Source organism: Streptomyces sp. NBC_00271 (genome assembly GCF_036178845.1).
Lineage (GTDB): Bacteria > Actinomycetota > Actinomycetes > Streptomycetales > Streptomycetaceae > Streptomyces.
Genome location: NZ_CP108070.1, coordinates 1135705 through 1162268, shown reverse-complemented (window position 1 = coordinate 1162268; position 26564 = coordinate 1135705). Strand labels below are relative to the sequence as shown.

General features: G+C 69.4%; 18 protein-coding genes and 1 pseudogene. 11 read left to right on the top strand and 8 right to left on the bottom strand.

Annotation, left to right across the window (positions count from 1 at the left end; genetic code table 11):
- Positions 1-136: 136 nt before the first annotated feature.
- From OG798_RS05710 to sbnB, 3 genes are all read left to right on the top strand, one after another.
- On the top strand, positions 137-2773 hold the full coding sequence (locus OG798_RS05710) for a Pls/PosA family non-ribosomal peptide synthetase (RefSeq protein ID WP_267060559.1): 2637 nt from the start codon (positions 137-139) through the stop codon (positions 2771-2773).
- Between the two features lie 34 nt (positions 2774-2807).
- Positions 2808-5342 (top strand): non-ribosomal peptide synthetase, encoded by a 2535-nt coding sequence (locus tag OG798_RS05705; RefSeq protein ID WP_328756465.1) that lies wholly within the window; start codon positions 2808-2810, stop codon positions 5340-5342.
- Positions 5343-5438: 96 nt separating this feature from the next.
- Positions 5439-6509, top strand: a complete 1071-nt coding sequence (gene sbnB / locus OG798_RS05700; protein WP_183127576.1) for a 2,3-diaminopropionate biosynthesis protein SbnB — start codon at positions 5439-5441, stop codon at positions 6507-6509.
- A 60-nt stretch (positions 6510-6569) separates the two neighbouring features.
- Here sbnB and OG798_RS05695 read toward each other — a convergent pair whose 3' ends face one another.
- Complete coding sequence (locus OG798_RS05695) at positions 6570-6995, bottom strand: ATP-binding protein (protein WP_121417531.1); 426 nt, start codon at positions 6993-6995, stop codon at positions 6570-6572.
- A 200-nt stretch (positions 6996-7195) separates the two neighbouring features.
- Between OG798_RS05695 and OG798_RS05690 the strand changes: the two genes are divergently transcribed.
- Complete coding sequence (locus tag OG798_RS05690; protein WP_097226939.1) at positions 7196-7960, top strand: IclR family transcriptional regulator; 765 nt, start codon at positions 7196-7198, stop codon at positions 7958-7960.
- A gap of 42 nt (positions 7961-8002) precedes the next feature.
- Positions 8003-9517, top strand: coding sequence for a glycerol kinase GlpK (gene glpK / locus OG798_RS05685; RefSeq protein ID WP_095856774.1), 1515 nt, complete (start codon positions 8003-8005; stop codon positions 9515-9517).
- Positions 9518-9646: 129 nt separating this feature from the next.
- Here the strand turns inward: glpK and OG798_RS05680 are convergent, their stop codons facing one another.
- The 4 genes from OG798_RS05680 to OG798_RS05665 all read right to left on the bottom strand — a co-directional run bounded on the left by OG798_RS05680 (position 9647) and on the right by OG798_RS05665 (position 15095).
- A complete protein-coding gene (locus OG798_RS05680) occupies positions 9647-11719 on the bottom strand; it encodes a DUF1996 domain-containing protein (RefSeq protein WP_328759991.1) in 2073 nt (690 codons plus the stop codon).
- A 177-nt stretch (positions 11720-11896) separates the two neighbouring features.
- Positions 11897-13180, bottom strand: coding sequence for a sugar ABC transporter permease (locus OG798_RS05675; RefSeq protein WP_328756464.1), 1284 nt, complete (start codon positions 13178-13180; stop codon positions 11897-11899).
- 5 nt (positions 13181-13185) lie between these two features.
- Positions 13186-13968 (bottom strand): ATP-binding cassette domain-containing protein, encoded by a 783-nt coding sequence (locus OG798_RS05670; protein ID WP_121417534.1) that lies wholly within the window; start codon positions 13966-13968, stop codon positions 13186-13188.
- Positions 13969-14006: 38 nt separating this feature from the next.
- Positions 14007-15095, bottom strand: coding sequence for a sugar ABC transporter substrate-binding protein (locus tag OG798_RS05665; RefSeq protein WP_121417535.1), 1089 nt, complete (start codon positions 15093-15095; stop codon positions 14007-14009).
- 181 nt (positions 15096-15276) lie between these two features.
- Here OG798_RS05665 and OG798_RS05660 point away from each other — a divergent pair, with 181 nt between their 5' ends.
- Positions 15277-17811, top strand: coding sequence for a SpoIIE family protein phosphatase (locus OG798_RS05660; protein WP_121417536.1), 2535 nt, complete (start codon positions 15277-15279; stop codon positions 17809-17811).
- Positions 17808-18893: a sugar ABC transporter substrate-binding protein gene (locus tag OG798_RS05655; RefSeq protein ID WP_095856780.1), complete on the top strand. Its 1086-nt coding sequence runs from the start codon at positions 17808-17810 to the stop codon at positions 18891-18893. Before OG798_RS05660 ends, OG798_RS05655 begins: the two co-directional genes overlap by 4 nt.
- Positions 18894-18933: 40 nt before the next feature.
- Here the strand turns inward: OG798_RS05655 and OG798_RS05650 are convergent, their stop codons facing one another.
- Positions 18934-19728: a polysaccharide deacetylase family protein gene (locus OG798_RS05650; RefSeq protein ID WP_328756463.1), complete on the bottom strand. Its 795-nt coding sequence runs from the start codon at positions 19726-19728 to the stop codon at positions 18934-18936.
- Between the two features lie 357 nt (positions 19729-20085).
- Here OG798_RS05650 and OG798_RS05645 point away from each other — a divergent pair, with 357 nt between their 5' ends.
- The gene (locus tag OG798_RS05645; RefSeq protein ID WP_097226947.1) at positions 20086-20811 is read left to right on the top strand and encodes a GNAT family N-acetyltransferase; all 726 of its coding nucleotides are present in this window, start codon (positions 20086-20088) and stop codon (positions 20809-20811) included.
- An 80-nt stretch (positions 20812-20891) separates the two neighbouring features.
- On the opposite strand, the gene OG798_RS05640 is transcribed toward OG798_RS05645, so the two are convergent.
- Complete coding sequence (locus tag OG798_RS05640) at positions 20892-22562, bottom strand: MFS transporter (protein ID WP_413253635.1); 1671 nt, start codon at positions 22560-22562, stop codon at positions 20892-20894.
- 104 nt (positions 22563-22666) lie between these two features.
- Entirely contained in the window at positions 22667-23128 is a 462-nt protein-coding gene (locus tag OG798_RS05635; protein ID WP_328756461.1) for a MarR family winged helix-turn-helix transcriptional regulator, read from the bottom strand.
- Positions 23129-23350: 222 nt separating this feature from the next.
- Between OG798_RS05635 and OG798_RS05630 the strand changes: the two genes are divergently transcribed.
- The 3 genes and pseudogenes from OG798_RS05630 to OG798_RS05620 all read left to right on the top strand — a co-directional run bounded on the left by OG798_RS05630 (position 23351) and on the right by OG798_RS05620 (position 26430).
- Positions 23351-24907, top strand: a complete 1557-nt coding sequence (locus tag OG798_RS05630) for a hypothetical protein (protein ID WP_328756460.1) — start codon at positions 23351-23353, stop codon at positions 24905-24907.
- A gap of 123 nt (positions 24908-25030) precedes the next feature.
- Positions 25031-25777: pseudogene (locus OG798_RS05625) on the top strand (class I SAM-dependent methyltransferase).
- A complete protein-coding gene (locus OG798_RS05620; protein WP_328756459.1) occupies positions 25774-26430 on the top strand; it encodes a class I SAM-dependent methyltransferase in 657 nt (218 codons plus the stop codon). Before OG798_RS05625 ends, OG798_RS05620 begins: the two are co-directional and overlap by 4 nt.
- Positions 26431-26564 lie beyond the last annotated feature (134 nt).

Genomic DNA, 26564 nt, shown 5'->3' with positions numbered 1-26564 from the left:
GACCGATGCGCTTCGTCAAGCCCCGAAATGCAGGGGCAGGACACGAAGCCCCCGGCCGGGCCTACTGGAGAGGCGCGGACATCACGAGTCCGTCCGTACCGACCGACGCAGAACGACACGTCATCGAGGAGCTCACGTGCTAGAGAAATCCGTGGAGGTCTTGACGGCCGGACCGGTTGACATCCCACCCCTCCAGGACGGCGGGGACGCCGGTTCGGCGACCGACACCGAAAGGCTTCTGGCCGACGTGCTGGCAGGCGTCGTACGCGTCGAGCAGGTGCCGGTCGACAGTCACTTCTTCAACGACCTGGGTGCCGATTCCCTGGTGATGGCCCAGTTCTGCGCTCGGGTCAGGAAGCGAGGGGACATGCCGGCGGTGTCGATGAAGGACATCTACCGGCACCCCACCATCCGCAGCCTGGCCACCGCGCTCGTCGATGCCGCTCCCGCCGCCGCCCCCACCGCCCCCGTCCCGTCCCCGTCCGCGGAAGCGCCGTCACCGGCGCGGACACCGACCGACGTACGGGTATCGGCCGAGGGGACGGCGCGGGCCGAGGCGCAGGCGGCGGCTCGTACACGGCGCTACATCGTCTGCGGAGTGCTGCAGTTCCTGATCTTCCTGGGTTATTCCTGCCTTGTCGCCCTGGCCGTCGAGGAAGGTCATCAGTGGATCTCCGCGGGATCAGGCCTGTTCGACCTCTACCTGCGGTCCGTCCTGCTCGCTGGCGCGGGCTTCCTCGGCCTGTGCGCCTTGCCGATCGTGGTGAAGTGGACCCTCGTCGGCCGCTGGCGGTCCGGGGAGTTCCCCCTGTGGGGCATGGCCTATCTGCGTTTCTGGGTCGTCAAGACGTTGATCCGCACCAGCCCCGTGCGTCTGTTCGCCGGTTCGCCGCTCTACGTGCTCTACCTCAGGGCGCTCGGGGCACGGATCGGCAAGGGCGTCACGATCCTCTCCCACACGATCCCGGTCTGCACCGACCTGCTCACCGTCGGCGAGGGCACGATCATCCGTAAGGACGTGCTGCTGTCCTGCTACCGCGCCCACGCCGGCGTGATCCAGACCGGCCCGGTCACCCTCGGCAGCAACGTGCTCGTCAGCGAGCACACGGTCCTCGACATCGACACCTCGATGGGCGACGGCGCCCAGCTGGGCCACGCCTCCTCCCTGCACACCGGCCAGGTGGTGCCCGCCGGCGAACGCCGACACGGCTCCCCCGCGCAGCCGACCGAGGTGGACTACCGAAGGGTCGCCCCCGCCGACTGCCGCACCGCCAAAAGGACCGCGTACGGCGTTGCACAGCTGCTGAGCCTGCTGACGGTGTACCTGCCGCTGGCGCTGGGCGGCGTGACGGCCCTGCTCACGGGCCTCCCGCAGCTTCAGACGCTCCTGAACCCGCAGTCGATGGCGAGCCCGGCGTTCTACGTCGATGCTCTGATCGCCTCCGTGGTCCTCCTCTTTGGATCCCTGCTCGCCGCCCTCCTCGTCGTGGGCACCGTGCCGCGTCTTCTGAGCCGGGCCCTCAAGCCCGGCAAGGTCTATCCGCTGTACGGCTTCCACTACGGCATTCAGCGGGCGATCGTGGTGATGACCAACAGGAAGTCCCTCACCACCCTCTTCGGCGACAGTTCCGGCATCGTCCACTATCTGCGCTACCTCGGATACGACCTGTCCCGCGTCGAGCAGACCGGGTCGAACTTCGGCACCGAACTGCAGCACGAGAATCCGTATCTGAGCTCGGTCGGCACCGGCACCATGATCGCCGACGGACTGTCCATCATGAACGCCGACTTCTCCAGCACGTCCTTCCGCGTGTCCCGCACGTCGATCGGGCCGCACAACTTCCTCGGAAACCGGATCGCCTACCCCGCGCAGGGCAGGACCGGAGACAACTGCCTGCTCGCGACGAAGGTCATGGTCCCCATCGACGGACCCGTGCGCGAAGGCGTGGGCCTGCTGGGCTCACCCAGCTTCGAGATCCCGCGCACGGTGATGCGCGACAACCGGTTCAACCACCTCGAGACCGGCGACGAACTGCGCCGCCGCCTGGCCGCCAAGAACAGGCACAACGCGGCGACCGCCGGCCTGTACCTGCTCGCGCGGCTGATCCACTTGTTCGTGATCACCCTCATCACGATGGGCGCGGTCGACCTCTACCCCTCGTTCGGGGCACTGGCGATCGCACTGGCCAGTGTCCTCACCCTCACGTACACCGTCGTCCACTTCGCGCTCGTCGAGCGGGCCTCCACCGGATTCAAGCCCCAGAAGCCGCTGTACTGCTCGATCTACGAACCCTCCTTCTGGAGCCACGAACGCTTCTGGAAGATGGCCTCGGTCCACTACATCCAGGCCTTCGACGGCACCCCGTTCAAGAACGTGATCTGGCGGCTGCTGGGGGCGCGGATCGGCAAGCGGGTCTTCGACGACGGCTGCTTCTTCCCGGAGCGCACCCTCGTCACCATCGGCGACGACAGCACGCTGAACGCGGGGACCGTGGTCCAGTGCCACTCGCAGGAGGACGGCGCCTTCAAGTCCGACCGCAGCGCCCTCGGCAACGGCTGCACCCTCGGGGTCGGCGCCTTCGTCCACTACGGCGTGACGATCGCGGACGGCGCCGCGCTGGCCCCCGACTCCTTCTTGATGAAGGGAGAGGAAATCCCCTCGCACGCCCAGTGGGGAGGCAACCCTGCCCGGGAAATGCCGGACCACAAGACCCAGGTCGAGGCCGGCAAGGAACCCCACGCCACCCAGGCCGCCCCGGCTCGCGGCCTCTGACACCGCGCGCCGCCGACAAGCAGAGGAAAGATCCATGACAACGCATGTGAGTCCCAGTCGGACCGGCCGCGAATACTGGCGCGGCGTACTGACAGCCGGCGGCTTCACCCCCGCCCCACGCTGGACCCTCAAGCCGGTGCCCGGCGTGGGGGAGTACGAGACACCGGTCCCCGACGACACCGTGACCGGGCTGTGCCGACTGGCGGCGGAGCTGGCGGTACCACTGCCCTCGCTCCTGCTGACCGCGCACGCCAAGGTGCTCGCGGCCCTGTCCGGAGAGCGGGAGATCACCACCGGCTACGCCGCCCGGGGCGGCAGCCCGCTCCTCTGCCGGCTCACCACCGCACCCGCCTCCTGGCGCGAGCTGCTGCACCACATCCACCAGGTCGCTACCGAACTGTCGGCACACCAGGACGTCCCGGCCGAGGACATCGAGGTTCTGAAGAGTGAACTGGGCCTGACCGGGCCGCTGTTCGAGACCGTCCTCGACCTCACCGAGACCGTCCTCGATCCCGCCGCGATCGACGGTGCCCTCACCGAGGGCACCGCACTGCGGGTGGGCGTCCGTCACCACGACGGGCGGCTCGTACTGCGGCTGCGCTACCGCACCGACGCGCTCGACGCCGACAGCGCCGCCCGTATCGCCGGCTACCACCTGACCGCGCTCGCGCTGATCACCGCCGACCCCGATGCCGAGCACACACACCAGAGCCTGCTGTCCGCCGAGGAATTGCGGTTCCAGCTCGACCAACTGGCCGGACCGGACCGGGAACTGCCCGACGCGCGGATGCACGAGCTGTTCGAGGACCGGGTGCGGAGGCATCCGGACGCCGTCGCCGCTGTGCACGCCGACCGGCAGTGGACGTACGCGGAACTCAACGCCCGGGCCAACCGGCTCGCCCGCGCCCTAGTGGCCCGCGGCCTCGCCCGTGAGGGCGTCGTCGCGGTGGTGACCGAACGCAATCTGGACTGGCTGGCCGCCGTCATCGCGGTCTTCAAGGCCGGAGGCGCCTACCTCCCCATCGAGCCGCACTTCCCGGCCGCACGCATCGCCGCCAGCCTCTCCCGCGCCGCATGCACGCTGGTGCTGACCGAACCCGGCAGCACCACCACCCTCGACCAGGCCCTCGACTCCCTTCCCGGAACCGAGCGGCTCCTCGTCGACACGGCCTACGCGGAAGACCACCCCGACGGTGATCTCGGCATCCCGGTCACGCCCGACCAACTCGCCTACATCTACTTCACCTCCGGCTCCACCGGTGAGCCCAAGGGCGCGATGTGCGAGCACGCGGGGATGCTCAACCACCTCTACGCCAAGATCGACGACCTCCAGGTCGGCGAGGGACAGGTGGTCGCCCAGACCGCGCCCCAGTGCTTCGACATCTCCCTGTGGCAGTTGGTCTGCGCCCTGCTGGTCGGCGGGCGGACCCTGCTGGTCGCACAGGACGTCATCCTCGACGTGCCCCGCTTCCTCGACACCCTCACCGACGGCGAGGTCACCGTCCTCCAGGTCGTGCCCTCCTACCTCGAAGCCGTCCTGACGGAGCTCGAACAGCGCCCCCGGCCGCTGCCCGACCTGCGGTACGTGTCGGTCACCGGCGAGGCGCTGAAGAAGGAACTCGCCGAGCGTTGGTTCGCCGTCCAGCCCGGGATCAAGCTGGTCAACGCCTACGGGCTGACCGAGACCTCGGACGACACCAACCACGAGGTCATGGACCGGGCGCCGGACCGCATCCTGCTCGGCCGCGCGGTCAACAACGTGCGCGTCTACGTCGTCGACGAACACCTCACCCCGGTGCCGCTCGGCGCCCCGGGCGTGATCGCCTTCTCCGGGGTGTGCGTCGGCCGCGGATACATCAACGACCCCGAACTCACCCGGGCCTCCTACCTGGTCGATCCGCACCGCGAAGGCACACGGCTCTACCTCGGCGGCGACCACGGCCGCTGGCACCCTTCGGGAAAGCTGGAGTTCCTCGGCCGCCGCGACGCCCAGGTCAAGATCCGCGGCTTCCGGATCGAGATCGGCGAGATCGAGAACACCCTGCTCCGTCTCCCCGGTGTCCGCGACGGCGCGGTCGTGACGGTCGAACGCGCCGACCGGAGCAAGCACCTGGTCGCCTACTACTCCGGCCCGAAGCCCCTGGACACCGGGACGATCACCGACCGGCTCGCCGAGTCGCTGCCCGAGTACATGGTCCCGTCGGCCTTCCACTGGCGCGAAAGCCTGCCGCTGACCGCCAACAGCAAGATCGACAAGAAGGCCCTGGCGGCACTCGCCGAAGAACCCGCCACCCCCGACGACGAGCACCAGCCGCCGGCCACCCCGACCGAGCGGCGCCTGGCGGCCGCCTGGGCGAAGGTCCTCGGCGTCCCGCAAGAACGGATCGGACGCCGCGACCACTTCTTCGACCGCGGCGGCACCTCCCTCTCGGCGGTGAAGCTCGCCATCACCCTGGACCGCGCCGTGTCCCTCAAGGACGTCACCGCACACCCGGTCCTCACCGACCTCGCCGCTCTGGTCGACCACGGACCCCAACGCCACACGACCCCACCACCGACCTCCGCCTGACCGACTTCGAACCGACATCGTCCACGGCGCCGAAGTACTGCCCTGCATCGCCCACACCGCGGCCGGGTGGCCGCTGACCGGCGAGGTGAGCGCCGTATGACCACCGTCCGTTCCCTCGCACAGGAGCCCGTCATGTCCCAGCCGCACCTCGTGCCGACCTTCGCAGTGATCTCCGGCGCCCAGGTCCAGCACGCCCTTCAGGACCGGGAGAAGCAGATCGTGGACCTCGTCGAGGCCACCTATCACCTGCATGCCGCCGGAGAGTCGGTCAACCCCCCGTCCTACTTCCTGCGCTTCCCCGACCGACCCACCGCCCGGATCATCGCGCTGCCCGCCTCGATCGGCGGACCGGCGCCGGTGGACGGCATCAAATGGATCTCCAGCTTCCCCGACAACGTCCAGGCCGGCATCCCCAGGGCCTCCGCCGTCCTGATCCTCAACGACCACGACACCGGCTACCCCTTCGCCTGCCTGGAAAGCTCCATCATCAGCGCCACCAGAACCGCCGCGTCGGCGGCGCTGGCGGCCGACCACCTCACCCGCAACCGGCTGCGCCCCACCCGCGTCGGGTTCTTCGGTACGGGCCTGATCGCCCGCTACATCCACACCTTCCTGACCGCCCTGGGATGGTCCTTCGAGGAGACCGGCGTCTACGACCTGTCCGGCGACAGCGCCGCCGGTTTCCGCGACCACGTCCTACAGAGCGACGCCGCGGGACAGGTCACCGTGCACGAGAGTGCCGAGGCAGTCATCCGCTCCAGCGACCTCGTCGTCTTCGCCACCATCGCGGGCGAGCCGCACATCGGCGACCCGGCCTGGTTCGACCACAACCCCCTGGTCCTGCATGTGTCCCTGCGCGACCTCGCACCCGAGATCATCCTCGCCTCGGCGAACATCGTCGACGACGTCGACCACTGCCTCAAGGCCGACACGTCACCCCATCTGGCCGAGCAGCTCACCGGCAACCGCGACTTCCTGCACGGAACACTCGCCGACGTCATGACCGGCCGAGTGACACCACCCACCGACCGACCCCTGGTGTTCTCACCCTTCGGACTGGGTGTGCTCGACCTCGCCGTCGGCACCTACGTCTACAACGAGACGGCCCGCTCCGGGCATCTCCACGTCATCGAGGACTTCTTCCACGACCTGCGCCGACACGGCTGACAGGCAGAGCTCGCTTGGCAGGGAATGAGGCATGTGTTCTCGTCAGCGAGAGGTGTGCTCTCAGGGTGCGACGAGATCGGCCCACCGGGTGATCCCGCCGGAGTGGACACGTATGCCGTGCCGAGTCGCCAGCGCGTGGACGATCTCCTGGCCCCGGCCGTGCTCGTCCGGATCGATTCCGGGGGGTGACTGGCCGGCAGGAAGCGCGGATCCCGCGTCGGTGACCTCGATGCGCAGCGTGCTGAGCCCCTCGGCCCGCACCCAGGACAGCCGCAGCTCCGCCGGGGGCAGGGCGTGGACGATCGCGTTGGTGAGCAGCTCCGAGACCACCAGGAGACAGTCCTCGACGATCTCGCAGGACACGTCCCAGTCGGCGAGGACCGCCTTCGCACGCCGGCGTGCGGCCGAGACGACCTCGGCGGCGTGGGGCAGCGGGCCGACGTGTTCGACCGCCTCCCGAAGCATCGTATTGAGCTGTGCCGCCATGTCTTCTCCTCCGGTGAGCGCTGTCGGCCGGTTGCCGAGCCTCAGCGCGCGTTGCCGGGCCTCAGTGAACGGTAGGAAGCGAAGTGGGGTGGGTCAATGAACGGCGGTCGCCATTACCGAACGCTCACCTTCACCCGGTGATGAACCGGTGGTGGCCTGCACGTAAAGCGAACCCTCCGTGGCGGTACTAGGCTCGCCTCATGGCCGGCCCAGTCCAGTCGATCGAACGGGCGGCGGCGATTTTGCGTCTGCTCGCTGGTGGGCCCCGTCGACTCGGGCTCGGCGAGGTGGCGGCCTCGCTCGGGCTGGCGAAGGGCACGGCGCACGGCATTCTCCGCACCCTCCAGCACGTGGATTTCGTGGAGCAGGACGCGTCGACGGGAAAGTACCAGCTCGGCGCGGCGCTGCTGCACCTCGGCACGAGCTACCTCGACATCAATGAGCTGCGATCGCGCTCCATCAACTGGGCCGATGCCCTGGCCGCCCGTAGTGGGGAAGCGGTCCGCCTGGGCACCCCCTTCGAGGGCCAGGTCCTCGTTGTCCACCACGTGTTCCGGCCGGACGACACCCTCCAGACCCTGGACGTGGGTTCACTGCTGCCTCTGCACGCCTCCTCGCTGGGCAAGGTGCTGCTGGCGTACGGGACCGCGTCCCTCGAGTCGGCTTCGGAAGCCGGGCTGGAGGCCTACACCCGGCACACCCTGGTCGTACCGGAGAAGCTCACCCGGGCGCTCGCCGGGGTCCGGGAAGTCGGCTGGGCCGCGGAGATCCAGGAGATGAGCATGGGGGAAGCCGGTATCGCCTCGCCGATCCGGGGGCACGGCGGCCTCGTCGTGGGTGCCGTCGGCCTCTCCGGCCCGGTCGAGAGGATCTGCGACAGCCACGGCCGTCCCCGGCCGAACCTGATCACCCTGCTCCGCGAGGCCGCACGGGCGATCTCCAGGGATCTGGGAGCAGCGCGCTAGGAGAACCCCGCCTCCTCGACACATCGGAAGGCAGACCGGATCATGGTTGAACGGTATGTGATGTCCATCGATCAGGGCACCAACTCCACCCGATGCATTCTGTTCGACCACCACGGGCGACTGGTGTCGGTCGTCCAGCGGGAGCATCAGCAGCACTTCCCCAAGCCCGGCTGGGTCGAGCACGACGCCGTCGAGATCTGGCGCAATCTGCGGCGCATCATGCCCGAGACGCTCTCCGACGCAGGTGTCGGCGCGGGAGAGGTCGCCGCCATCGGTATCGCCAATCAGCGCGAGACGACGGTGCTGTGGGACCGGCGGACGGGTGCGCCGCTGGGCAGGGCGATCGTCTGGCAGGACACGCGTACGGCACCGCTCGTCGAGGACCTGAGAAACCAGCCCGGGGACGAGTTCTTTCTCGAGCGTTGCGGTCTGCCTCCCTCGACCTATTTCTCGGCACCGCGGATCCGCTGGCTGTTCGACCATGTGAACGGACTGGATCAACGCGCCAAGGACGGCGAGGTGCTGTTCGGCACGATGGAGACCTGGCTGATCTGGAACCTCACCGGGGGCGCGGACGGTGGCCTGCACATCACCGACGCCACCAATGCCAGTCGCACCATGCTGATGAACATCCGGGCCCTCACCTGGGACGAGGAGCTGTTGGAGTTTTTCGGGGTTCCCCGCCCCATGCTGCCCGAGATCCGGTCCTCGGCCGAGGGCTACGGGGATGCCCGCTCGGTCCTCCCGGGTGTCCGCATCACGGCAGCCCTCGGTGATCAGCAGGCCGCCCTGTTCGGCCAGACCTGCTTCACACCGGGTGAGGCGAAGTGCACGTACGGAACGGGCAGCTTTCTGCTGCTCAACACCGGTACCGATCTCGTGCGGTCCCGGCACGGACTCCTCACGACCGTCGCCTACAAGATCGGGGACCAGCCCCCGGTCTATGCCCTGGAGGGATCGATAGCCGTCACCGGCTCGCTGGTCCAGTGGTTCCGTGACCGTCTGGGACTGATCAACAGCGCGCCGGAGATCGAGACGCTCGCGCGGACGGTCGAGGACAACGGCGGTTGCTACATCGTCCCCGCGTTCTCGGGTCTCTTCGCACCGCACTGGCGCAGCGACGCACGCGGTGTCATCGTCGGTCTCACCTCCTACATCACCAAGGGACACCTGGCCCGAGCCGTCCTGGAGGCCACCGGCTGGCAGACGCGCGAGGTCGTCGACGCCATGAACGCCGACTTCTCGGTCGCGCTGAAGGAGCTCAAGGTGGACGGCGGCATGACAGCGGACAACCTGCTCATGCAGTTCGTGGCCGATGTGCTCGATGTGCCCGTGGTGCGGCCCATGGTCGCCGAGACGGTCTCCCTCGGCGCCGCCTACGCCGCGGGGCTCGCCGCCGGCTACTGGCCGGACCTGGAAGTGCTGCGCCGCAACTGGCACCGGGCCGCCCAGTGGCTGCCGGACATGGACCCCGAGCGGCGGGACCTGGAATACGACAACTGGCAGCGCGCCGTCGAGCGGTCGCTGGGGTGGATCAGACCGCCGAGGCCCAGGTGATTCCCTGGCGACGTCGACCGCGCGCCGGAGTGCCCGTCAGTGGGTGGCCGGGAACGGCGCAACACCGCGCCGCCCGTACCCGCGGTGTGCGGATACGGGCGGCGCGGTGAGTGCGGCCCAGGGGTGTTGTTACACGGAGCCGCGCCGGATGCGGCGCAGGAGCACCAGGCCCGCGATCACGAGAACCCCTCCGGCCGCTGCCGGCCAGAGGTTCGTGCCGGTGTCGGCCAGATCGCCGGTGACCGCCTGCGGTTCGGTCTGCGACTGCGACTGCGACTGGGACTGCGAACCTGCCTGCGACGTCTCCTGCGCTGTCGCCTGCGTGGACGGGGCGTCCGCGCCCGCGGCCGGCGTCTGCGGGCGGTGGGTCGCTTCGCTGCCCTGGTGCTCGGGCGCACCACCCTGCGGCGCGGCGGCCGTGTCGCTCGCCGCGGCCGAGGGCGACGTGTCCGCCTTGGGTACGACGACAGTGTCGCCGGTGCCGGCACCGGTGGTCTGGCCGCCGCGCGTCGGTTCGGTGGTGCCGGGCGTATTGGCCGGAGGCTGCGTGGTCTGTGTGTCCGTGGGGGTTGCGGAGGCTGTTGCGTCGTCGCCGCCGGACGATGCGTCAGGACTCGGGGACGGCTCGTCCTGCGACGGCTCACCCGTGCCGGCACCGCCACCGCCGCCACCAGCACCGTCATTGCCACCGTCACCGCCGCCGGCCCCTCCACCAGCACCGTCGCCGCACTGTCGACCGGCGTTGATGCAGTCCACCATCTCCCGCATGAGGGATGCGTCGAAGACGTTGATGAAGTCGTCGTGGTCGGTGATCGCCTTGTGCACCTGCTCCGGGAACCCGTCCACGGCGTACGGGTTCTTCGCCTGGCCGTTCTCGAGGGTCGGCGCCGGAACGTCGTAGATCAGGCGCATCGTCAGCTGCGGGATCGCCTTGAAGCCGCCCGCGCAGTTGCCGTTGGCGTCGGCGAAGGCGACGTGCGTGCGGTGGTTGGCGCTGTCGATGTTCTGACCGTCCCAGCAGCTCTGGAAGGCGAACGACCGCACCACGCTGCTGCCCTGGGGACAGATCGGGTACTTGTCCGTCAGCTGCACCTTGTCCTCGAAGCCGGTGCAGCTCCAGTGGGCGTTGGCGTTCGCGGGGCCGTTGGTGAACGCCTTCGCGTCGCCCGTGATGATGCGCAGGAACGTCGGCATCTCGACGACCTTGCTCTGCGGGCTGCCGATGAACTCGATATGCGCCTGCTTCGCCTGCAGGACCTTCCCGACGTTGCCCTCCAGGCCGCCACCGTTCTTGTCGGCGTCGAACTCCTGCGTACCGTCCTGCACTCGGAGCACCGGCCAGTAGTACGTGGACTTGTCGCCCTGGTTCTGGCACGTGGTCTCGGCGTTGGCGAGATCGTCGTTCGTGGCGAACGCGTCGTTCGACTGGTTGCCGACGTAGTCGTGCAGGTGATGGGCGCCGTTGGTGACACCCGGGGCGACGATCACGTTGTCGGTGTTGAACTTCTTGTTGGCGTTCACACCGCACGAACTGGTGAACGTACCGGTCGAGGCGTTGTCGCCGCCGCCCGGCTTCTGCGGCACGTTCGGCTGGAGCGTCGTGATGTCCACGAAGTCCGCTGCGACAGGGCCGCTGACGGCGCCGGCGCCGCCGCCCTGCTGGCCGCCGCCCTGTTGCCCGCCCTGCTGGCCGCCGTTGTTGTTCTGCTGCTGGCCGTCGCCGTTCTGACCACCGGCGTTGTTCTGGGTCTGGTCCGCGGGGACCGCGGTGCAGGTGGCCAGATCGTCGATCGAGTTCGGGGCTTCGGCGCCCGCGTTCTTGAAGTCGGTCTTGATGCGGTCGATGACCGCGCCCCGCTTCTCCTTCAGCGGACCAAGGATCGCGTTCTGGAGGAAGTCCGCGTCCTGCGCCTTGGCCGACTGCTCCGAGGTCATTCGTGCGTACGCCTCGGAGACCTGCTGGTCGAGAAGGGCGAGTTCCTTGTCGACCTCCGCCCTCGCCTGCTGTGGCACCTCGGCGAGTTTGCTGCCCACGTCCGGACAGTCGATCGTGGCGGCACCCGATGCCCAGGTCTGGTTGTTCGGGTTCGCCTGACCGGCCGAGCCGCTCTCGGTCGCTGAAGCGTAGACATTGACCGCTACGAGCCCTCCTCCGCCCAGTATCAGTGCGGCTGCGGCAAAAGTTGCACGCTGTGCCCCCATGGGGCGTCTGCGCGTGTTGCGTCTCACGTGTGTACTCCTACGTCCCGTGGCAGGCCAGGCATGGAAATCCCCCGTCCCATACGCAGGCGAGCACGGTAGCGTTCAAACGCCGCACGAATTCACAGCAGCCTCGTAGCTCGTAGCCAAACCTGGAACGGTGATCCCGGGCCGCACCCGTCAAGCCCGCCCGTGTGCCTTCTGCGAGCGGCGTGACAGCGAGTCGATGACCACCGCGGCGAAGAGCACCCCGCCCGTGATGACGAACTGGACGGCAGCGGGGGTGTCCGTGAGCGCCATGCCCGAGGCGATCGACTGGATGATCAGCATGCCGAGCGCGGCGGACCAGGTCGTGCCGCGTCCTCCGAACAGGCTGGTGCCCCCGATGACGGCTGCCGCGATGGCATTGAGCAGCAGGACGCCCGATCCCGAACTCTGACTCACCGAGGTGATGCGCGAGGCCAGGAACAGACCACCGATCGCGGCCATGGTGCCCGAGATCGCGAGCACCGCGGTCTGCACCCCCGTGACACTGAGACTGGCGCGACGGGCCGCCTCGACGCTGCCGCCGAGTGCGTAGATCTGCCGCCCGTAGTGCGTGCGGCGCAGCACGATGTCCAGGCCGGCCACCACGACGAGGAAGATCAGGAGGGCGAGCGGCAGGCCCTGGAAACGGTTCAGCAGATACGCTCCGGTGAACGCGATCACCGTGAGTACTCCGGTGCGCGCCACGATTCCCCGCAGCGAGCGGTACGGCATGCCGACGGCTTTGCGGCGCCGCCTGCCCTGGTAGCACACGAGGAAGACCGTGGCCGCGGCGATCGCCGCCAGGCCGTAGGCGACGGCGTCATTGGTGAAGTAGTAACTGGTCAGCTTGGCGACGAGCCCGTTCTCGTCGAGGTTGACGGTGCCGCTGGCCCCGAGGATGTACAGCATGAAGCCGTTCCAGGTGAGCAGCCCCGCGAGCGTGATGACGAACGCCGGCACCCGGGTTTTCGCGAAGGAGAAGCCCTGGACGGTTCCCGCCGCGGTACCCGTGAGCACCCCGATGATGGCGGCAAGCCATTCGGGCACGCCGTTGTTCACGTTGAGAACGGCGAAGACGGCCGCCGCGAGACCGCTGATCGAGCCGACCGACAGGTCGAGTTCACCGATCAGCAGGACGAAGACGATGCCGACCGCGATGAGGCCGGTGCCCGCGACGTCCACGCTGAGATTGGACAGGTTCCGGGGCGACAGGAAGCTCTGGTTCAGGGACTGGAAGGTGATCCAGACCGCGGCGAGGACGAGGACGACGGGCAGTGAGCCCAGTTCGCCGGCGCTGAGCTTGCGCCGGGCGCCGGCGGCCCAGCGATCGACGACACGGGCGACGGCACGGACGACGGCCTGCCCGCGGCGGGGCGCCGGGGCCTCGGCGTCGGGTGCGGTGGGTTCGGCCCGAGCGTTGTCCGCCGTCCTGCGCATCCCTTTCACCACCCCGACTCGTGGGAGGCCATGCGGTGGGGCACGTTCTCCGTGGCGCCGGTGACGGAGGAGATGATCTGTTCCTGGGATGCGGTGTTCACGTCGAAGAAGCCGTTGTTGCGACCGAGCCGCAGCACGGCGGCCCGGTCCGCGAGCGCCTTGACGTCGCCCATGTTGTGACTGATGAGCAGTACTCCCAGGCCGCGGTCGCGCAGCTGGTCGACGAGGTCCAGGACCTCGCGCGTCTGCTCGAATCCCAGAGCCGCGGTCGGTTCGTCCAGGAGGAGAACCCGCGGGTTGCAGAGGAGCGAGCGGGCGATGGCGACCGTCTGCCGCTGGCCACTGGAGAGTGAGACGGTGGGAACCCGTAGATCGGGGACACCTTTGGTCAGGCGTTCCAGCAGGTGCCTGGTACGGCGCTCCATCTCCACCTCGTCGAGGAACCCGAACCTGCGGATCTCGCGCCCGAGGAAGAGATTGCCGACGACATCGAGGTTCCCGCACAGCGCGAGGTCCTGGTAGACGGTGGCGATACCGAGGTCCCGGGCGTCGTGGGGGCGTTTGATGGGGACCGCCCGGCCTTCCCACTCGATGGTGCCCTTGTCCGCGGGGGCGACGCCGGAGATGACATTGACGAGGGTGGACTTGCCGGCCCCGTTGTCCCCCAGAAGAGCGACGACCTGGCCGGCGTAAATCTCCAGTTCGATGTCGGTGAGGACCTCGACGACCCCATAGCGCTTGCACACGCCACGCAGCGCTAGCAAGGGGGGAGTCGGCACGGTCACCATCTCCTTCCCGGGGCCCGGACCTGCTCGGCACCTGCCTGTCAGGTGAGCCCCGCCTTGCCGCATGCGGCCGCGAGTTGGGGGGTGCAGATCTGCCGGACCGTGTAGATGCCGTCCTTCACCAGGGTGTTCTTGATGTTGCCGGCGGTCACGGACACGGGGGTGAGCATGGCGGCGGGAACCGTCCTCCCGTCGCGGGTCCTCACCGTGCCCGTGGCGACGCGGTCGAGGTTTTCGTGGCGGGCCGCGGCCACGGCCATGGCCGCGGCGGCGGCAGCCTCGGGTGCGAAGGGCTTGTAGACGGTCATGTACTGATCGCCGCCGACAATGCGCCGCAGGGCTCCCAGTTCGGCGTCCTGCCCGGTGACGGGAGGCAGCGGGGCGACCTTGTTCGCCTTGAGGGCGGAGATGCTGCCGGCGGCGAGGCCGTCGTTGGCGGCGTAGACCCCGTGGATGGTGGAGACGCCGAGGGCGGAGATGGCGCCGGACATGTCGAGGTTCGCGGTCTCCGGCCGCCACTGGAGGATGTCGTACGCCTTGCCGATCTTCACTCTCCCGTTGAGCACGGACAGCGCGCCCTTCTTGAACGCCACCGCGTTGGGGTCGCCGGGATCGCCGTTCATCATGACGATCGCGCCGGTGCGCGCCTTGTCGCCCATCGCCTTCAGCAGTGCCCTGCCCTGGAGCCTGCCGACCTCTTCGCCGTCGAAGGAGGTGTAACCGGAGATCGGGCCCTCGGAGAGACGGTCGTAGGCGATGACCGGGATACCTGCCGCATGGGCCTTCTTGACCGCGACGCCGAGCGATCTGGAGTCGACTGCCACGAGCACGATGGCATCGACCCCCCTGGTGATCATCGAGTCCATCTGTTCCTGCTGGGTGGCCACATCGCCCTTGGCGTTGACGTGCTCGACCTTGCAGCCGTGACACAGCTCCATGATCTTCTTCGTGAGCAGTGGCGTGTCCTGTGTCTCCCAACGAGACGTGGCGGCGTCCGGCAGCAGCAGACCGATCGTCAGGTTGTTGCCACCGCTGGAGCCGTTCCCTGCGTCGTGCCCGCAGGCCGTGAGAGCGACGGCCGTCGAGATCGCGGTCATGACGACGGCCGCGCCCCGAATGCAGGCCTTCATGCGAGAGACCTCCCTGTCCTTCACCTCGCGCGGCGAGGGCCCGGTGGCAGGACGACCACGTCGTAAGTGTGACACCGGCTGAGGAATATGTCCTATTGATACCCATATACGATTCTGGTGTGCGGGTGCCGGATTTCCATCCGTGGGCACCTGACGCATCGACGGGAGGTAGGTCGCCGACATGCCTCATGACGGCCGTGCCCGGACCGGGGTCTCGGAGCCACGGGCATGCGAGGCCGACGCCGCCGACACCGGTTCAAAGCCTCCGGTGCCGGAGGCGCTCACGAGCGAGCGGGCCCTGACATTCGTGGGGGCGGCGCTGACAGCGGTCTATCTGCCCGGTGCCGGGAATCAGGAGCTTCGGCTGGTGGAAACGGCCGGATGCGCCCGTTGCGAGTACGGGCTGCCGGAGCGTCTGCCGCTGTCCGGTGACTCACCCGCGGCGCACACCTTTCGCACCGGCCGGCCACTGTGGCTGACTCCCGCGGCACTCGCCTCCCACTCCACGGGCGGGCCCACGCCCCCGCGGCCGGAGACGTCGCTCGCCGCGCTGCCCCTCGGGACGGAGGACCGGCGGCTGGGCTGCCTCGTCGTCGTGGGGGATTCGACGGACGGCTTCGAGGCCGAACAACGGCGCTTCCTGGAGCAGTACGCCGACGCGGTCGTCGCCGTACTCCGGACAGGAACCGGCCCGCCCGCTGCGTCGCCGCTACTGAGTCCGGCCCTGCGGAGTATGTGCGTCGGCTCCTTCGTCATCACGCCGGACACCGGCCTGATCGAGGCGGACGAGACGCTGCTCGAGCTGGCCGGCATCACGCCCGATGACTTCGACGGCAAGGCGGACACCCTGCTCGCGCATGCCCTCCCGGAGGATATGCACGCGCTGATGTCGGTCCTGGAGCCCTCCACTCAGACGGTCGGCCGGCGGGAACTGGAGTTCCGTGTCCGCTGCCCGACCGGTGAGATGCGCTGGCTGAGCCTGAGCTGCCAGGTGGTGGCCGGCCTCGACGGCCGGCCGGAGCGGGTGGCGGGGGTGGTCACGGCGACCTCGGTCCTGCGGCAGAGCGCCGACGACGTGTCCAGGATCCAGTGGCTGACTGCCGCACTCGACGATGCCGTAACGGTCCGTGACGTCAGCCGGGTGGTGGTCACCGCGCTGGGTGAGCCACTGGGCGCCGACCGGGTGGCGCTCGCCGAGTTGCAGGACGACCGGCTCGCCGTCACCGTGCTCGATCCGCCCGAGCCCGCCGCCTGGCCGCAGTGGTGGCGTTCCGAGTGGCGTTCGGAGTGGCCCGACGCACCGGTCAGCGCCCTGCCCACCCTTCAGATGGCTCTGCGGGACGGACGTATGGATCTGTGGCCCACCACCGCGGCCCTCGAACCCGGACTCGCGGGCATCGGCGCCGGAGGTCTGGCCGTCCTGCCGCTCCCCGCCAAAGGCTGGGTCGCCGGCGTGTGCCTGGTCGGCTGGGACCAGCCGCACGAGTTCGTCCCCGAGGAGCGGTTCCTGCTGACCGCCACCGCGGCACTGGTGGGACAGGCCCTCAAACGTGCGCGCGCACACGACGCCGAACAGGAGCTCGCGACGATGCTGCAGCGCAGTCTCCTGCCCCGGCGCCTGCCCGAGCTGCCCGGGGGGACGGCCGTCGCCCGCTACCTGCCCGCCAAGCGGGGACTGCAGGTGGGCGGTGACTGGTACGACGTCATAGCCCTCTCCGAGGACCGGGTGGCGCTGGTCATCGGCGACGTGCAGGGACACAGCGCCGGAGCCGCGACGATCATGGGCCAGATGCGTACCGCCATCAGGGCGTACGCCGTGGAGGGCCATCCGCCCGACGTGGTCGTCTCGCACGCCAACCGGCTCCTCGTCGGTATGGAGACCGATCTGTTCGCCACCTGCTGCTACGCCGAGCTGGACATGGAGGAGGGCAACGCCCTGTTCGTACGGGCCGGGCACCTCGCACCGCTGGTGCGCCACCCCGACGGCAGGACCGAGGAGGTACAGGTCGAGGGCGGACTCCCGCTGGGCATCCTCGCGGACGCGGAGTTCCCCATGACCACCTGCGCGCTGGCCCCCGGCACGGTGATCGTCATGGTCACCGACGGCCTGGTCGAGGCCGTCGACCTGCCCCTGGACGAGGGCATGGACCGGACCCGCACCGCGCTCGCCGCGGCTGATCCGGCGGATCCGGGGGAAATGGCCGACGAACTGCTCGGCGAACTCGACCCTCGTGAGGACGACGTGGCGCTGTTGCTGCTGCGCTACGACGGCATGAAGACCCGACCGATACGGGCCGGCTGGGCGGTGTGGCGGCTGCCCGACGCCGTCATGCACGCACGCCGTTTCACCGCACGCGCGCTGCGTCGGTGGAAGGTCGAAGAAGTGACCGACACGGCGTTGCTGGTCGTGTCGGAACTGGTCACCAACGGCCTCGTGCACACTCAGGGCCCCGTCCGCGTCGACCTCATGCTCCGCGGAGACCGGGTGCGGGTCAGCGTGAGCGACTGCTCGCCGCGTGCCCCGGCCAAGCCGGTGATCGTGGACTGGGACGCGACCGGCGGCCGAGGTCTGCTGCTCGTCGAAGCGATGTCGGAGTCCTTCGGCTCCGTGCCGGTGGCCGGCGGCAAGCAGGTGTGGAGCGAGCTCGTCGTGCCGCACTGCGAGCAGGCGCACGTGGATTCGGGGCCCCGGACGGAGCGAGGGGGTCTGCCATGAGGACCCGTACATGGCACGTCGTCGCGGTGCTCGTCGCGGGATTCATGACGACGTCCCTGGCCGCCTGTGAAGAAGTGGAAGAGGAGAGGGGCAAGGACGGCTTCACCGTCGGCCTGCTGCTCCCGAGCCGAACCGTCCCCCGCTGGGAGCGGTCCGACAAACCGCTGATCGAGAAGCGGCTGAAGCAACTGTGCCCCCACTGCACCTTGGAGTACGCCAACGCCCAGAACGACGCGATGAGGCAGCGGCAACAGATGAGCTCCATGATCACCAAAGGGGTCAGGGTCCTGATCCTCGACGCCACCGACACCAGGGCGCTGCGCTCCTCGATCCAGGAGGCGCACGAGGCGGGTGTCCCGGTCGTCGCCTACGACCGGCTCGCCGAAGGCCCGATCTCGGGCTACGTCAGTTTCGACGGCGCGCAGGTCGGCAGGCTCCAGGGCGAGGCGCTCCTGAAGGCCATGGGCGAGAAGGCGAACGGCGGAAACGTCGTCATGATGAACGGCGATCCGACCAGCCCCAACGCGGATTGGTTCCGTAGGGGCGCACTGTCCGTCGTCTCCGGCAAGGTGAGGATCGGAAGGGCGTACGACACCCAGGGCTGGAGCACGGACAGCGCCCACGCCAACATGTCCGCCGCGATGGCGGCCCTGGGCCCGGACCGGATCGACGGTGTCCTGGCGGCCAACGACAGCATCGCCGCGGGTGTCATCTCCGCTCTCAAGAGCGCCCGGGTCAAGGACCTTCCTCCCGTCACCGGTCAGGACGCCGACCTCGACGCCGTGCAGCGCATCGTCAGGGGCGAGCAGTACATGACGGTCTACAAACCCTTCAAGGCGGAGGCCGAGGCGGCCGCCGCCATGGCCGTCGCCCTGGGACGCGGAGAGGACCACCGCGGGATCGCCACGACGACGACGGACAGTCCCACCACCAGGCACATCCCCTCCGTCCTGCTCACGCCGAGCGCGGTGACGGTGGACAGGATCAAGCCGACGATCCTCAAGGACGGCATGTACAGCGTCGACGAGATCTGCACCGCGGAGCTCCGGCCCGCCTGCGAAAAGGCCGGACTCACCCGCTGAAAGGCCGGACTCACCCGCCGAGAGGACGAGTGACGGGTACTCAGCGCACGGGAAAGCCGAAGGAGTACCCCTGCTGCTTCAGCCAGGGCAGGATCTCACGCAGGGCGGCCACGGTCTGGGAGCGGTCCCCGCCGGCGTCGTGGAAGAGGACGGTCGGGCCGTTGGAGATCTCGCTCTTGACGGTGGCGACGATGGCGCCCGTGCCGGGGTGTTCGAAGTCCTTGGAGTCGACGTTCCAGCCGAGCGGTCGCATGCCGTGGGAGGCGGCGAGGTGGCGGCTGTAGGGGGTGAAGGCGCCACCCGGGGCGCGGTAGTACTGCGGCCGGACGCCTCCGGAGGCCTGGGTGATCATGCGTTCGGCGTCCAGGATCTGCTGGGACTGGTAGGCCTGGGACTTTTTGTCCATGGTGGTGTCGTGCGAGACGGTGTGGTCGCACAGCCGGTGCCCGGCGGCCACCACCGCCTTGACGAGGTCCGGGTGGGCCTGGGCCTGGGTGCCCACCATGCAGAACGTGGCCTTCACGCCGTTGTCCCGGAGCACCTGGAGGACCTGCGGCGTCCACGTGGGGTCCGGTCCGTCGTCGATGGTGATGTTGACACCGCGGGCCCCGCGGTCCGAGGCATGGGCGATGTCCACCGACACCGGCGTCCCGCCGGGAGCCTTGGACCCGGCGTTCGGCGCGCTGGAGTGCGCCGAGCTGCCGGCCGGCGTGTGCTGCCCCTCGACGGGATTGGCCTGCGCGGTCCACAACGAGGTGGCGGCAGCCGCCGCGGTCACCCCGACCGCCGCCGCGAGAACCCGCCCGTGCCAACCCCGTCCCCCATGCCGCGACATGTCCGCCCCACTCCTCGTCGTCCTCGTGGATCTCGTGCACCCGGGAGGACGGAGATGGGCCGCCGGGGGGATGCGTCCGTTACCGATCACGGACAATTCCGCGGGGATTCGGAGACAGAGCGGCGACACCACGCAGGGAAACCCCTCCGAACGAGCGGCGGTGAGCCCGGTGTTGGTGACCCCGACTCCCTCCTCCGGTATGCGGCCGATCTCCTCGCCATCGCGGCCGGCGACCGCCGTCAACTCGTCGGGACCTCGGCACCGTTGAGCAGCAGGCGCACACTGTCGCCCGGCCTGTGGACATGAACCGTCACCGGACGATCGTGGGAGCTGGGGCATGTTGGCAGGATGGGGGTCATGTCGAGGGAACCGCTGCTGGTCAGAGCCCGTGGGCTGTGGGAGGGCCTGGCCCGGGTGCCGGTGTCGTTCGCGCCGACGGGGGGTGTGAACGTGGTGGTCTCCCCGGAGTCCGGGATGTGCCCGGTCGGCTGGGTCGGAGTGGTCGCCCTGGGCGGATCGGCGATCGTGACCGTGCCGAGCGAGAGTGCCGCCGTGATCGTTCGCGACGCAGTGGCGGGGCTGCCGGTCGAAGACGTCGTGGATGGCATTGCGGTCCGGGAGGTGCTGCCCGTGGCCCAGGTGCTGGGGCCGGCAGCGCTGTCGTACGTGTCTGCGGAGGCCTTCCGTCCGGTGGACGCCGGTGCGTCGACGGTCGAGCACCTGCCGGCCAGTCACCCGGAACTGCGGCTTCTGGAGCGGGCGGCGGGTCGTGAGGACGCCGGCGAGGCCGCACTTGACGAGATCACGTCGCCCGTGTTCGTGGTCCGAGAACACGGGCAGGTGGTGGCCGCTGCCGGGTATCGGGCCTGGCCGAGTCGGACCGCGCACATCGGCGTGCTGACGGCGCCAGGAGCGCGAGGACGAGGGCTGGCGCGGGTGACGGGTTCGGCGACGGTCGCGCATGCCCTCGCTGCCGGACTCCTGCCGCAGTGGCGCGCGCGGCCTCCCGCCTCCCGACGTGTCGCCGCCGTACTGGGTTTCGAGGAACTGGGCTCTCAACTCAGCGTGGAGATCGCCGGTTGAGATCGCCTGGAAGCGGTCGACGGCCGTTCGCGGACCGCCCGTACCGGCGTCGCACGGCCGGCTTGGGCGACGACCCGCTCCTACGAGGGTGCGTTGTTCCGGCGCTGTTCCGTCGGTGCCGGGCCGGCCACAGTGGGCGGTCGGCTCCGCGGCGGGTTGTCCTGGGCGGGACGCGGCCCGCCGCGTAGGGCCGAGGCGAGGGCGGAGACCAGCGCCATGCCCGCGGCGACGCTGAACACGATGGCCAGTCCGTGGTGGAACGGGCCGGAGACCAGTTGTGGGAAGAAGGTGTGACCGGTCAGGGTGGCGTGCTGGGCCGCGGTGAGGTGGGTGAGGGTTCCACCGGATCCGAGCAGGTGCTCGACGGGATTGTTGCCGAGGAACGTGGCGAACAGCGTGCTCACCGGCGGCAGTGACGCGGCATGCTCGGCGGTGCCGGCCGGTACGCCGTGCGCCTGGAGGCCGCTGCTGAGCGCCGCGGGCAGGGATGAGGCCAGTCCGGAGACCATCAGGGAGAAGAACACACCGATGGACAGGGCGGTGCCCGAGTTCTGGAACGTGGAGCGCATCCCCGAGGCGACGCCCCGGTACTCGGGCGGCACGCTGCCCATGATCGAGGACGTGTTCGGCGCGGAGAACATGCCCTGGCCCAGCCCGTTGAGCAGGAGCAGCGCCGCGAAGAGCCCGTAGTCGAAGTCGATGGGCAGCGCGAGCAGCCCGAGGAAGGAGACCGCGACGACGACCAGGCCGGTCGTGGAGAACATCCGGGCGCCGAACCGGTCCGACAGGTACCCCGACACAGGACCCGCGATCAGGAAGCCGAGCGTCAGCGGCAGCATGAAGATGCCCGCCCACAGCGGGGTGTCCTCGAACGCGTAGCCGTGCAGGGGCAGCCAGATGCCCTGCAGCCAGATGATGAGCATGAACTGCAGCCCGCCGCGTGCGATCGCGGTCAGCAGCGCCGCCAGGTTGCCCGCGGCGAACGCCCGTATCTTGAACAGCGACAGGGTGAACATGGGGTCGGCGACGCGCGACTCGACGTAGCAGAAGAGCAGCAGCAGTACGACGCCGCCGATCAGGCCGCTGAGCACCCACGGATTTCCCCAGCCGGTGGCGTCGGAGCCGTAGGGCTGGATGCCGTAGGTGATGCCGGCCAGCAGGATTCCGGCGCCGGCGGCGAAGGTGATGTTGCCCAGCCAGTCGATGCGACCGGGGCGCCCCGCCGCGGTCTCGCGCAGGCTCAGGTACGACCAGATGGTGCCGGTGATGCTGATCGGCACGCTCACCCAGAACACCGCGCGCCAGTCGACGGCGGCGAGGAGGCCGCCGGCGAGGAGACCGAGGAACTGGCCGGCGAGCGCGGTGATCTGGTTGATGCCGAGGGCCATGCCGCGCTGCCGGGTGGGGAAGGCGTCGGTGAGTATCGCGGCCGAGTTGGCGGTGAGCATGGAGCCGCCGAAGGCCTGCACGATGCGCCAGAGAATCAGCCACATCGCACCGGCGCCGGCCCGGAAGGGGTCGAGGGACAGCGCGACGGAGGCGCAGGCGAAGATGAGGAAACCGAGGTTGTAGATCTTGACCCGGCCGTACATGTCGCCGAGTCGGCCGAGGACGACGACGAGTACGGCCGACACCAGGAGATAGCCCAGGATCATCCAGAGCAGATAGCCGATGTTGCCGGGCGCGAGCGGGTCGAGCCCGATCCCGCGGAAGATCGCGGGCAGCGAGATGATCACGATGGAGGCGTCCATCGTGGCGATCAGTACACCGAGCGTGGTGTTGGACAGGGCGACCCACTTGTAGCCGGGGCCCGCAGGGGTGTCCTTCCGGCGCGTCCAGCGCGAGGTGCGCGCGGTCACAGCCGTTCCGCCAGTCGGTCGAGGAGGGGCAGGGCGGACGCGAGTGTCCCGCGCTCCTCCGGGGTGAACTCGTCGAGGACGGCCGAGAGCCGGTGTACGGACTCGGAGCGCCGCTCCGCCAGCATGGCCCGTCCCTCCTCGGTGATCGCCACGATGATCCGTCGCCCGTCCGCCGCGTCGGGGCCGCGACCGACGAGCCCGCGCTGTTCGAGTACGGCGAGCGTGCTGGCCATCGCCTGTGGCCGTACGCGTTCCAGGTCGGCGAGGGACCCCGGGGAGCTGGGGCCGTCGGCGGCGAGCCGCGCGAGCACCGAGACGCCGGAGAGTGACACGTCCCCCACGGCGTGGGCCTGGCGCAGTCGCCGGGTCATGCGGCCCACGGCGAGGCGAAGGTCGGAGGCGAGCCGGACGGTGTCGCTCGGTCCGTGGGTGTGATCGGTACCTGTTTCTGTATCCACCTGCACAAGTAATAACAATAGGTTTATCAGTCTGGACTGGCCAATCAAAAGTTAGTAGTGATCGACCGGGTGATCCTCGACGACGGCAGGTGATCCCCGACGGCGACAGTCCGCTTTCCCGTGTGCCCGCACGGTCGCGGCGCACAGTCTGTCGCGACCGAACGATTGAACGTACTCTGACAAGTCATAGAACTTCGGGCGTGATTGACTGGGGGAGCCGTCATGTCCTGGGACAACAACGGCCCGCGCGCCGGATTCGTCGTACCGCCGATGCCGAGCGCACCACCGCCCGCTCCGGCTGACGGACTGCGAGCGGCCGCGGTGGCACTGCTGAACCTGTGCGGACTGGGCCTGGGTTATGCGCTGGTGCGCCGTTGGGGACTCATGGCGCTGTGCTGGGTCGCGACCGCGCTGCTGCTCTTGGTGGCCCTGCCGGCGGACCCGGACGGCGTCCCGGCCGGAGCTGTCGTCGCCTACCTGGTCTTCCTCGGTCTCGCGGCCGTTCATGGCGCGGTCGTGGGGCTGCGGACCCGTCTGCTGTGGCCGCCGCGCGCCTGGCTCGCGATCGCGCTCGGGGTCGTCCTTCTGGCCGTGCCGACCGGAGGCGTCGTCCTGTACGACGGCGCGCGTGACGAGGCCACCGAGGCGATGCTCATGGACCGGTTGGAGCGGGCGGACAAGCTCGTCCAGACCGCCGGCAAGCAGCCGTTCGCGACGGCGGAGGCCGCCTACCGCCGGGCACTGGCGGTCTATCGAGGCCTGCGCGGCGACCATCCCGGCTCCCGCGCGGCCGCTCGGGTCCCCGACCGGCTCAAGACGTACTACGCCACGGTCGGTGCGCCCTTCGACCAGAAGAACTACTGCGACGCCATAGCGCCCTTGAAGTACCTGCGCACCGTACCCGGGACCATGGGCAAGCGGGAACTCGGAGCACTGTCCACGTGGCCCGACGATCGGCTGGCGACCTCGCTCTACGAGTGCGCGTCGCGGTCGCTGAGCGGTGGCGAGGCGAACTGGACCACGCACTTCAGCGATCTCCTGACGACGTTCCCGCGGTCCGCGTCGGCCGCGAAGGTGGAGCCGACGGTCAAGGCGGCGGTCGACAAGGCCGTGAAACAGGTGGCCGGCGGCGATCCCTGCACGGCCGTCCAGCACCTCAACAGCCTGGGCACCCAGGTCCGTGCGCTGCCGGGGGAAGAGGCGGGTGTGGCCGCGGACCTCCGCAAGGACGCCGACCGGGCCGACAGGACCGCGGAGTCGGGTACGTACGCCTGCGGAGTGGACCAGTACAGGGACGGGAACTTCGACGAGGCCGTCACCACGATGAACGACTTCGTCAAGAACAATCCGCACCACACGAACCGAGCCCGCGCCCAGAAGATCGCCATCGCGGCGGAAATCGCCCAGACGGTGCCCGCCGCGGGCAAGAGACTGCCCACGACGGCATCCGGCGGCAGTATCACCGTCACCGTCAAGAACGACAGCCCCGACGACATCACCGTGATGTACACGGGGCCGGTGACGGGAAGCTTCCCGCTCGATGCCTGCGGGAGTTGCACGTCGTACTCCCTCGCCAGCACGCTGGTGCGAGGCTTCAAACCGTGCAACGACAGCGGGAAGAACTATCCGCAACGGACCATCCGACTGCCCGCGGGCACCACGTACTTCGTGCACAAGGCCCGGAGCGGAACCGGGAAGTCCCCGGCCTCGGACACCGCCAAGCTGAGGTCCGGCTACATCTACACCGAGTGTGCCTACACGACGAGCTTCGGCTACTGAGGCCCCGGCGCGTGGGATGGTCGTGGCCCCGACTGATCGCGACGCTGTCGCCCGGCGCGCAGGGAACCCGTGCCGCGGTCGTCCCCGGCCGACTCGGAGACCGACCGCGAGGAGAGGGGCATCGTGGCGGACGAGCGGAGCGAGGTGCCGGACAGCACCGCGGTGCGCGTCGCCCTCTGGCGGGCGATGCACGTGCGGGTCGACTCGCCGCCCCACGTGATCGAGGACGAGATCGGGGTGCGCCTGGCGGCACCTGATGAGGGACGGCGGCGCCGCCCGGACATGGACCCGCGGGGCACCAGCGGGTTCCGGGCGGCCATCGTGGCCCGGGCCCGGTTCATCGAAGACCAGGTGGCCGAGCAGGTCGGCCACGGCGTCGCCCAGTACGTCGTGCTGGGCGCCGGTCTGGACACCTTCGCCCCGCGCAAGGCCAGAGATCGCCGCCCGCCTGAGGGTGTTCGAGATCGACCAGCCGGGCACCCAGGCCTGGAAGCGCCGACGCCTGATCGAACTCGGCTACGGGATCCCCGACTGGCTGCGACTGGTACCGGTCGACTTCGAGGCGGGTGCGGACTGGTGGGAACGGACTGGTGGGAGCGGCTGTCCGACGCCGGCTTCGATACCGGCCGACCGACGGTCATCGCCTGCACCGGCGTCAACATGTACCTCACCGCGGCCGGAACGCCGTTCATCAGCTTCTACACCCCGCAGGAGATGCTCGCGCCGGCCCGTGTGGCCGGCTTCAAGGGCGTCCACCACGTGTCGGGAACCGCCCTCGCCGCACGCTACTTCGCCGATCGGACCGACGGCCTTCGCCCGTCGAGCGGAGAAGATCTGTTGTTGGCCACAACATGGCGGGTGGTCCCATGACCGGTGACGTGAGGTTCGAGCCCGATCTGTACCGCGGTACGGCCGGATACTACGACCGGTTCCGGCTTCCCTACCCCGACGCGATGATCGCCGATCTCGTACGCCGGATAGCCCCCTCGGGGCATGGGCGTCTGCTGGACCTGGCATGCGGCACCGGCCAACTCGCCTTCCCGTTGCGCGCCTCGTTCGCGGACGTGTGGTGCGTGGACGCCGAACCCGGCATGACCGAAGTGGTCCGCGCCAAGGCGATCGCCGTCGGCGCGGCCCACATTCGTACGATCACCGTCGGCGCCGAGGACCTGCCCGCCGGGCCGGACAGCTTCGAGTCGATCGTCATCGGCAATGCCTTCCACCGGCTGCGTCCGCCGACCAGCCGGGTGCGCAGGGCACCGGACTCCGCGAGCCACCCGTACGGCCCGAGAGACTCCTCCTCCAGGAGACGCCGGAGGCTGCGGCGCGCGGGGTCACGCGAGGTGGTGTGCGTGGTGTTCGTCGATGCCAACGTGCCGCACACGAACCGGGGTGCTGTGATCTGCCATCCCTCGACGGTGAGGCGGTCGAGCAGCTCGGATGCGGTGCAGCGGAGCCGGGGCGGGGCGGTGTCGCCGTGGGTCGCATCTGGCGCGCGGTGGTGCGTGTGCGGGCGAGGGTGAGGCAGGCAACTGGCTGGCGGGGAGGAACGCGTTGGATGGGAGCCGGGCCGGGCGCGTGGTGCGGGTGCGAGGCGTACGACGTCCCATTGTCATGCTAAGTCCGGTGATTATCCGTAGTATATGAGCTTATGGTC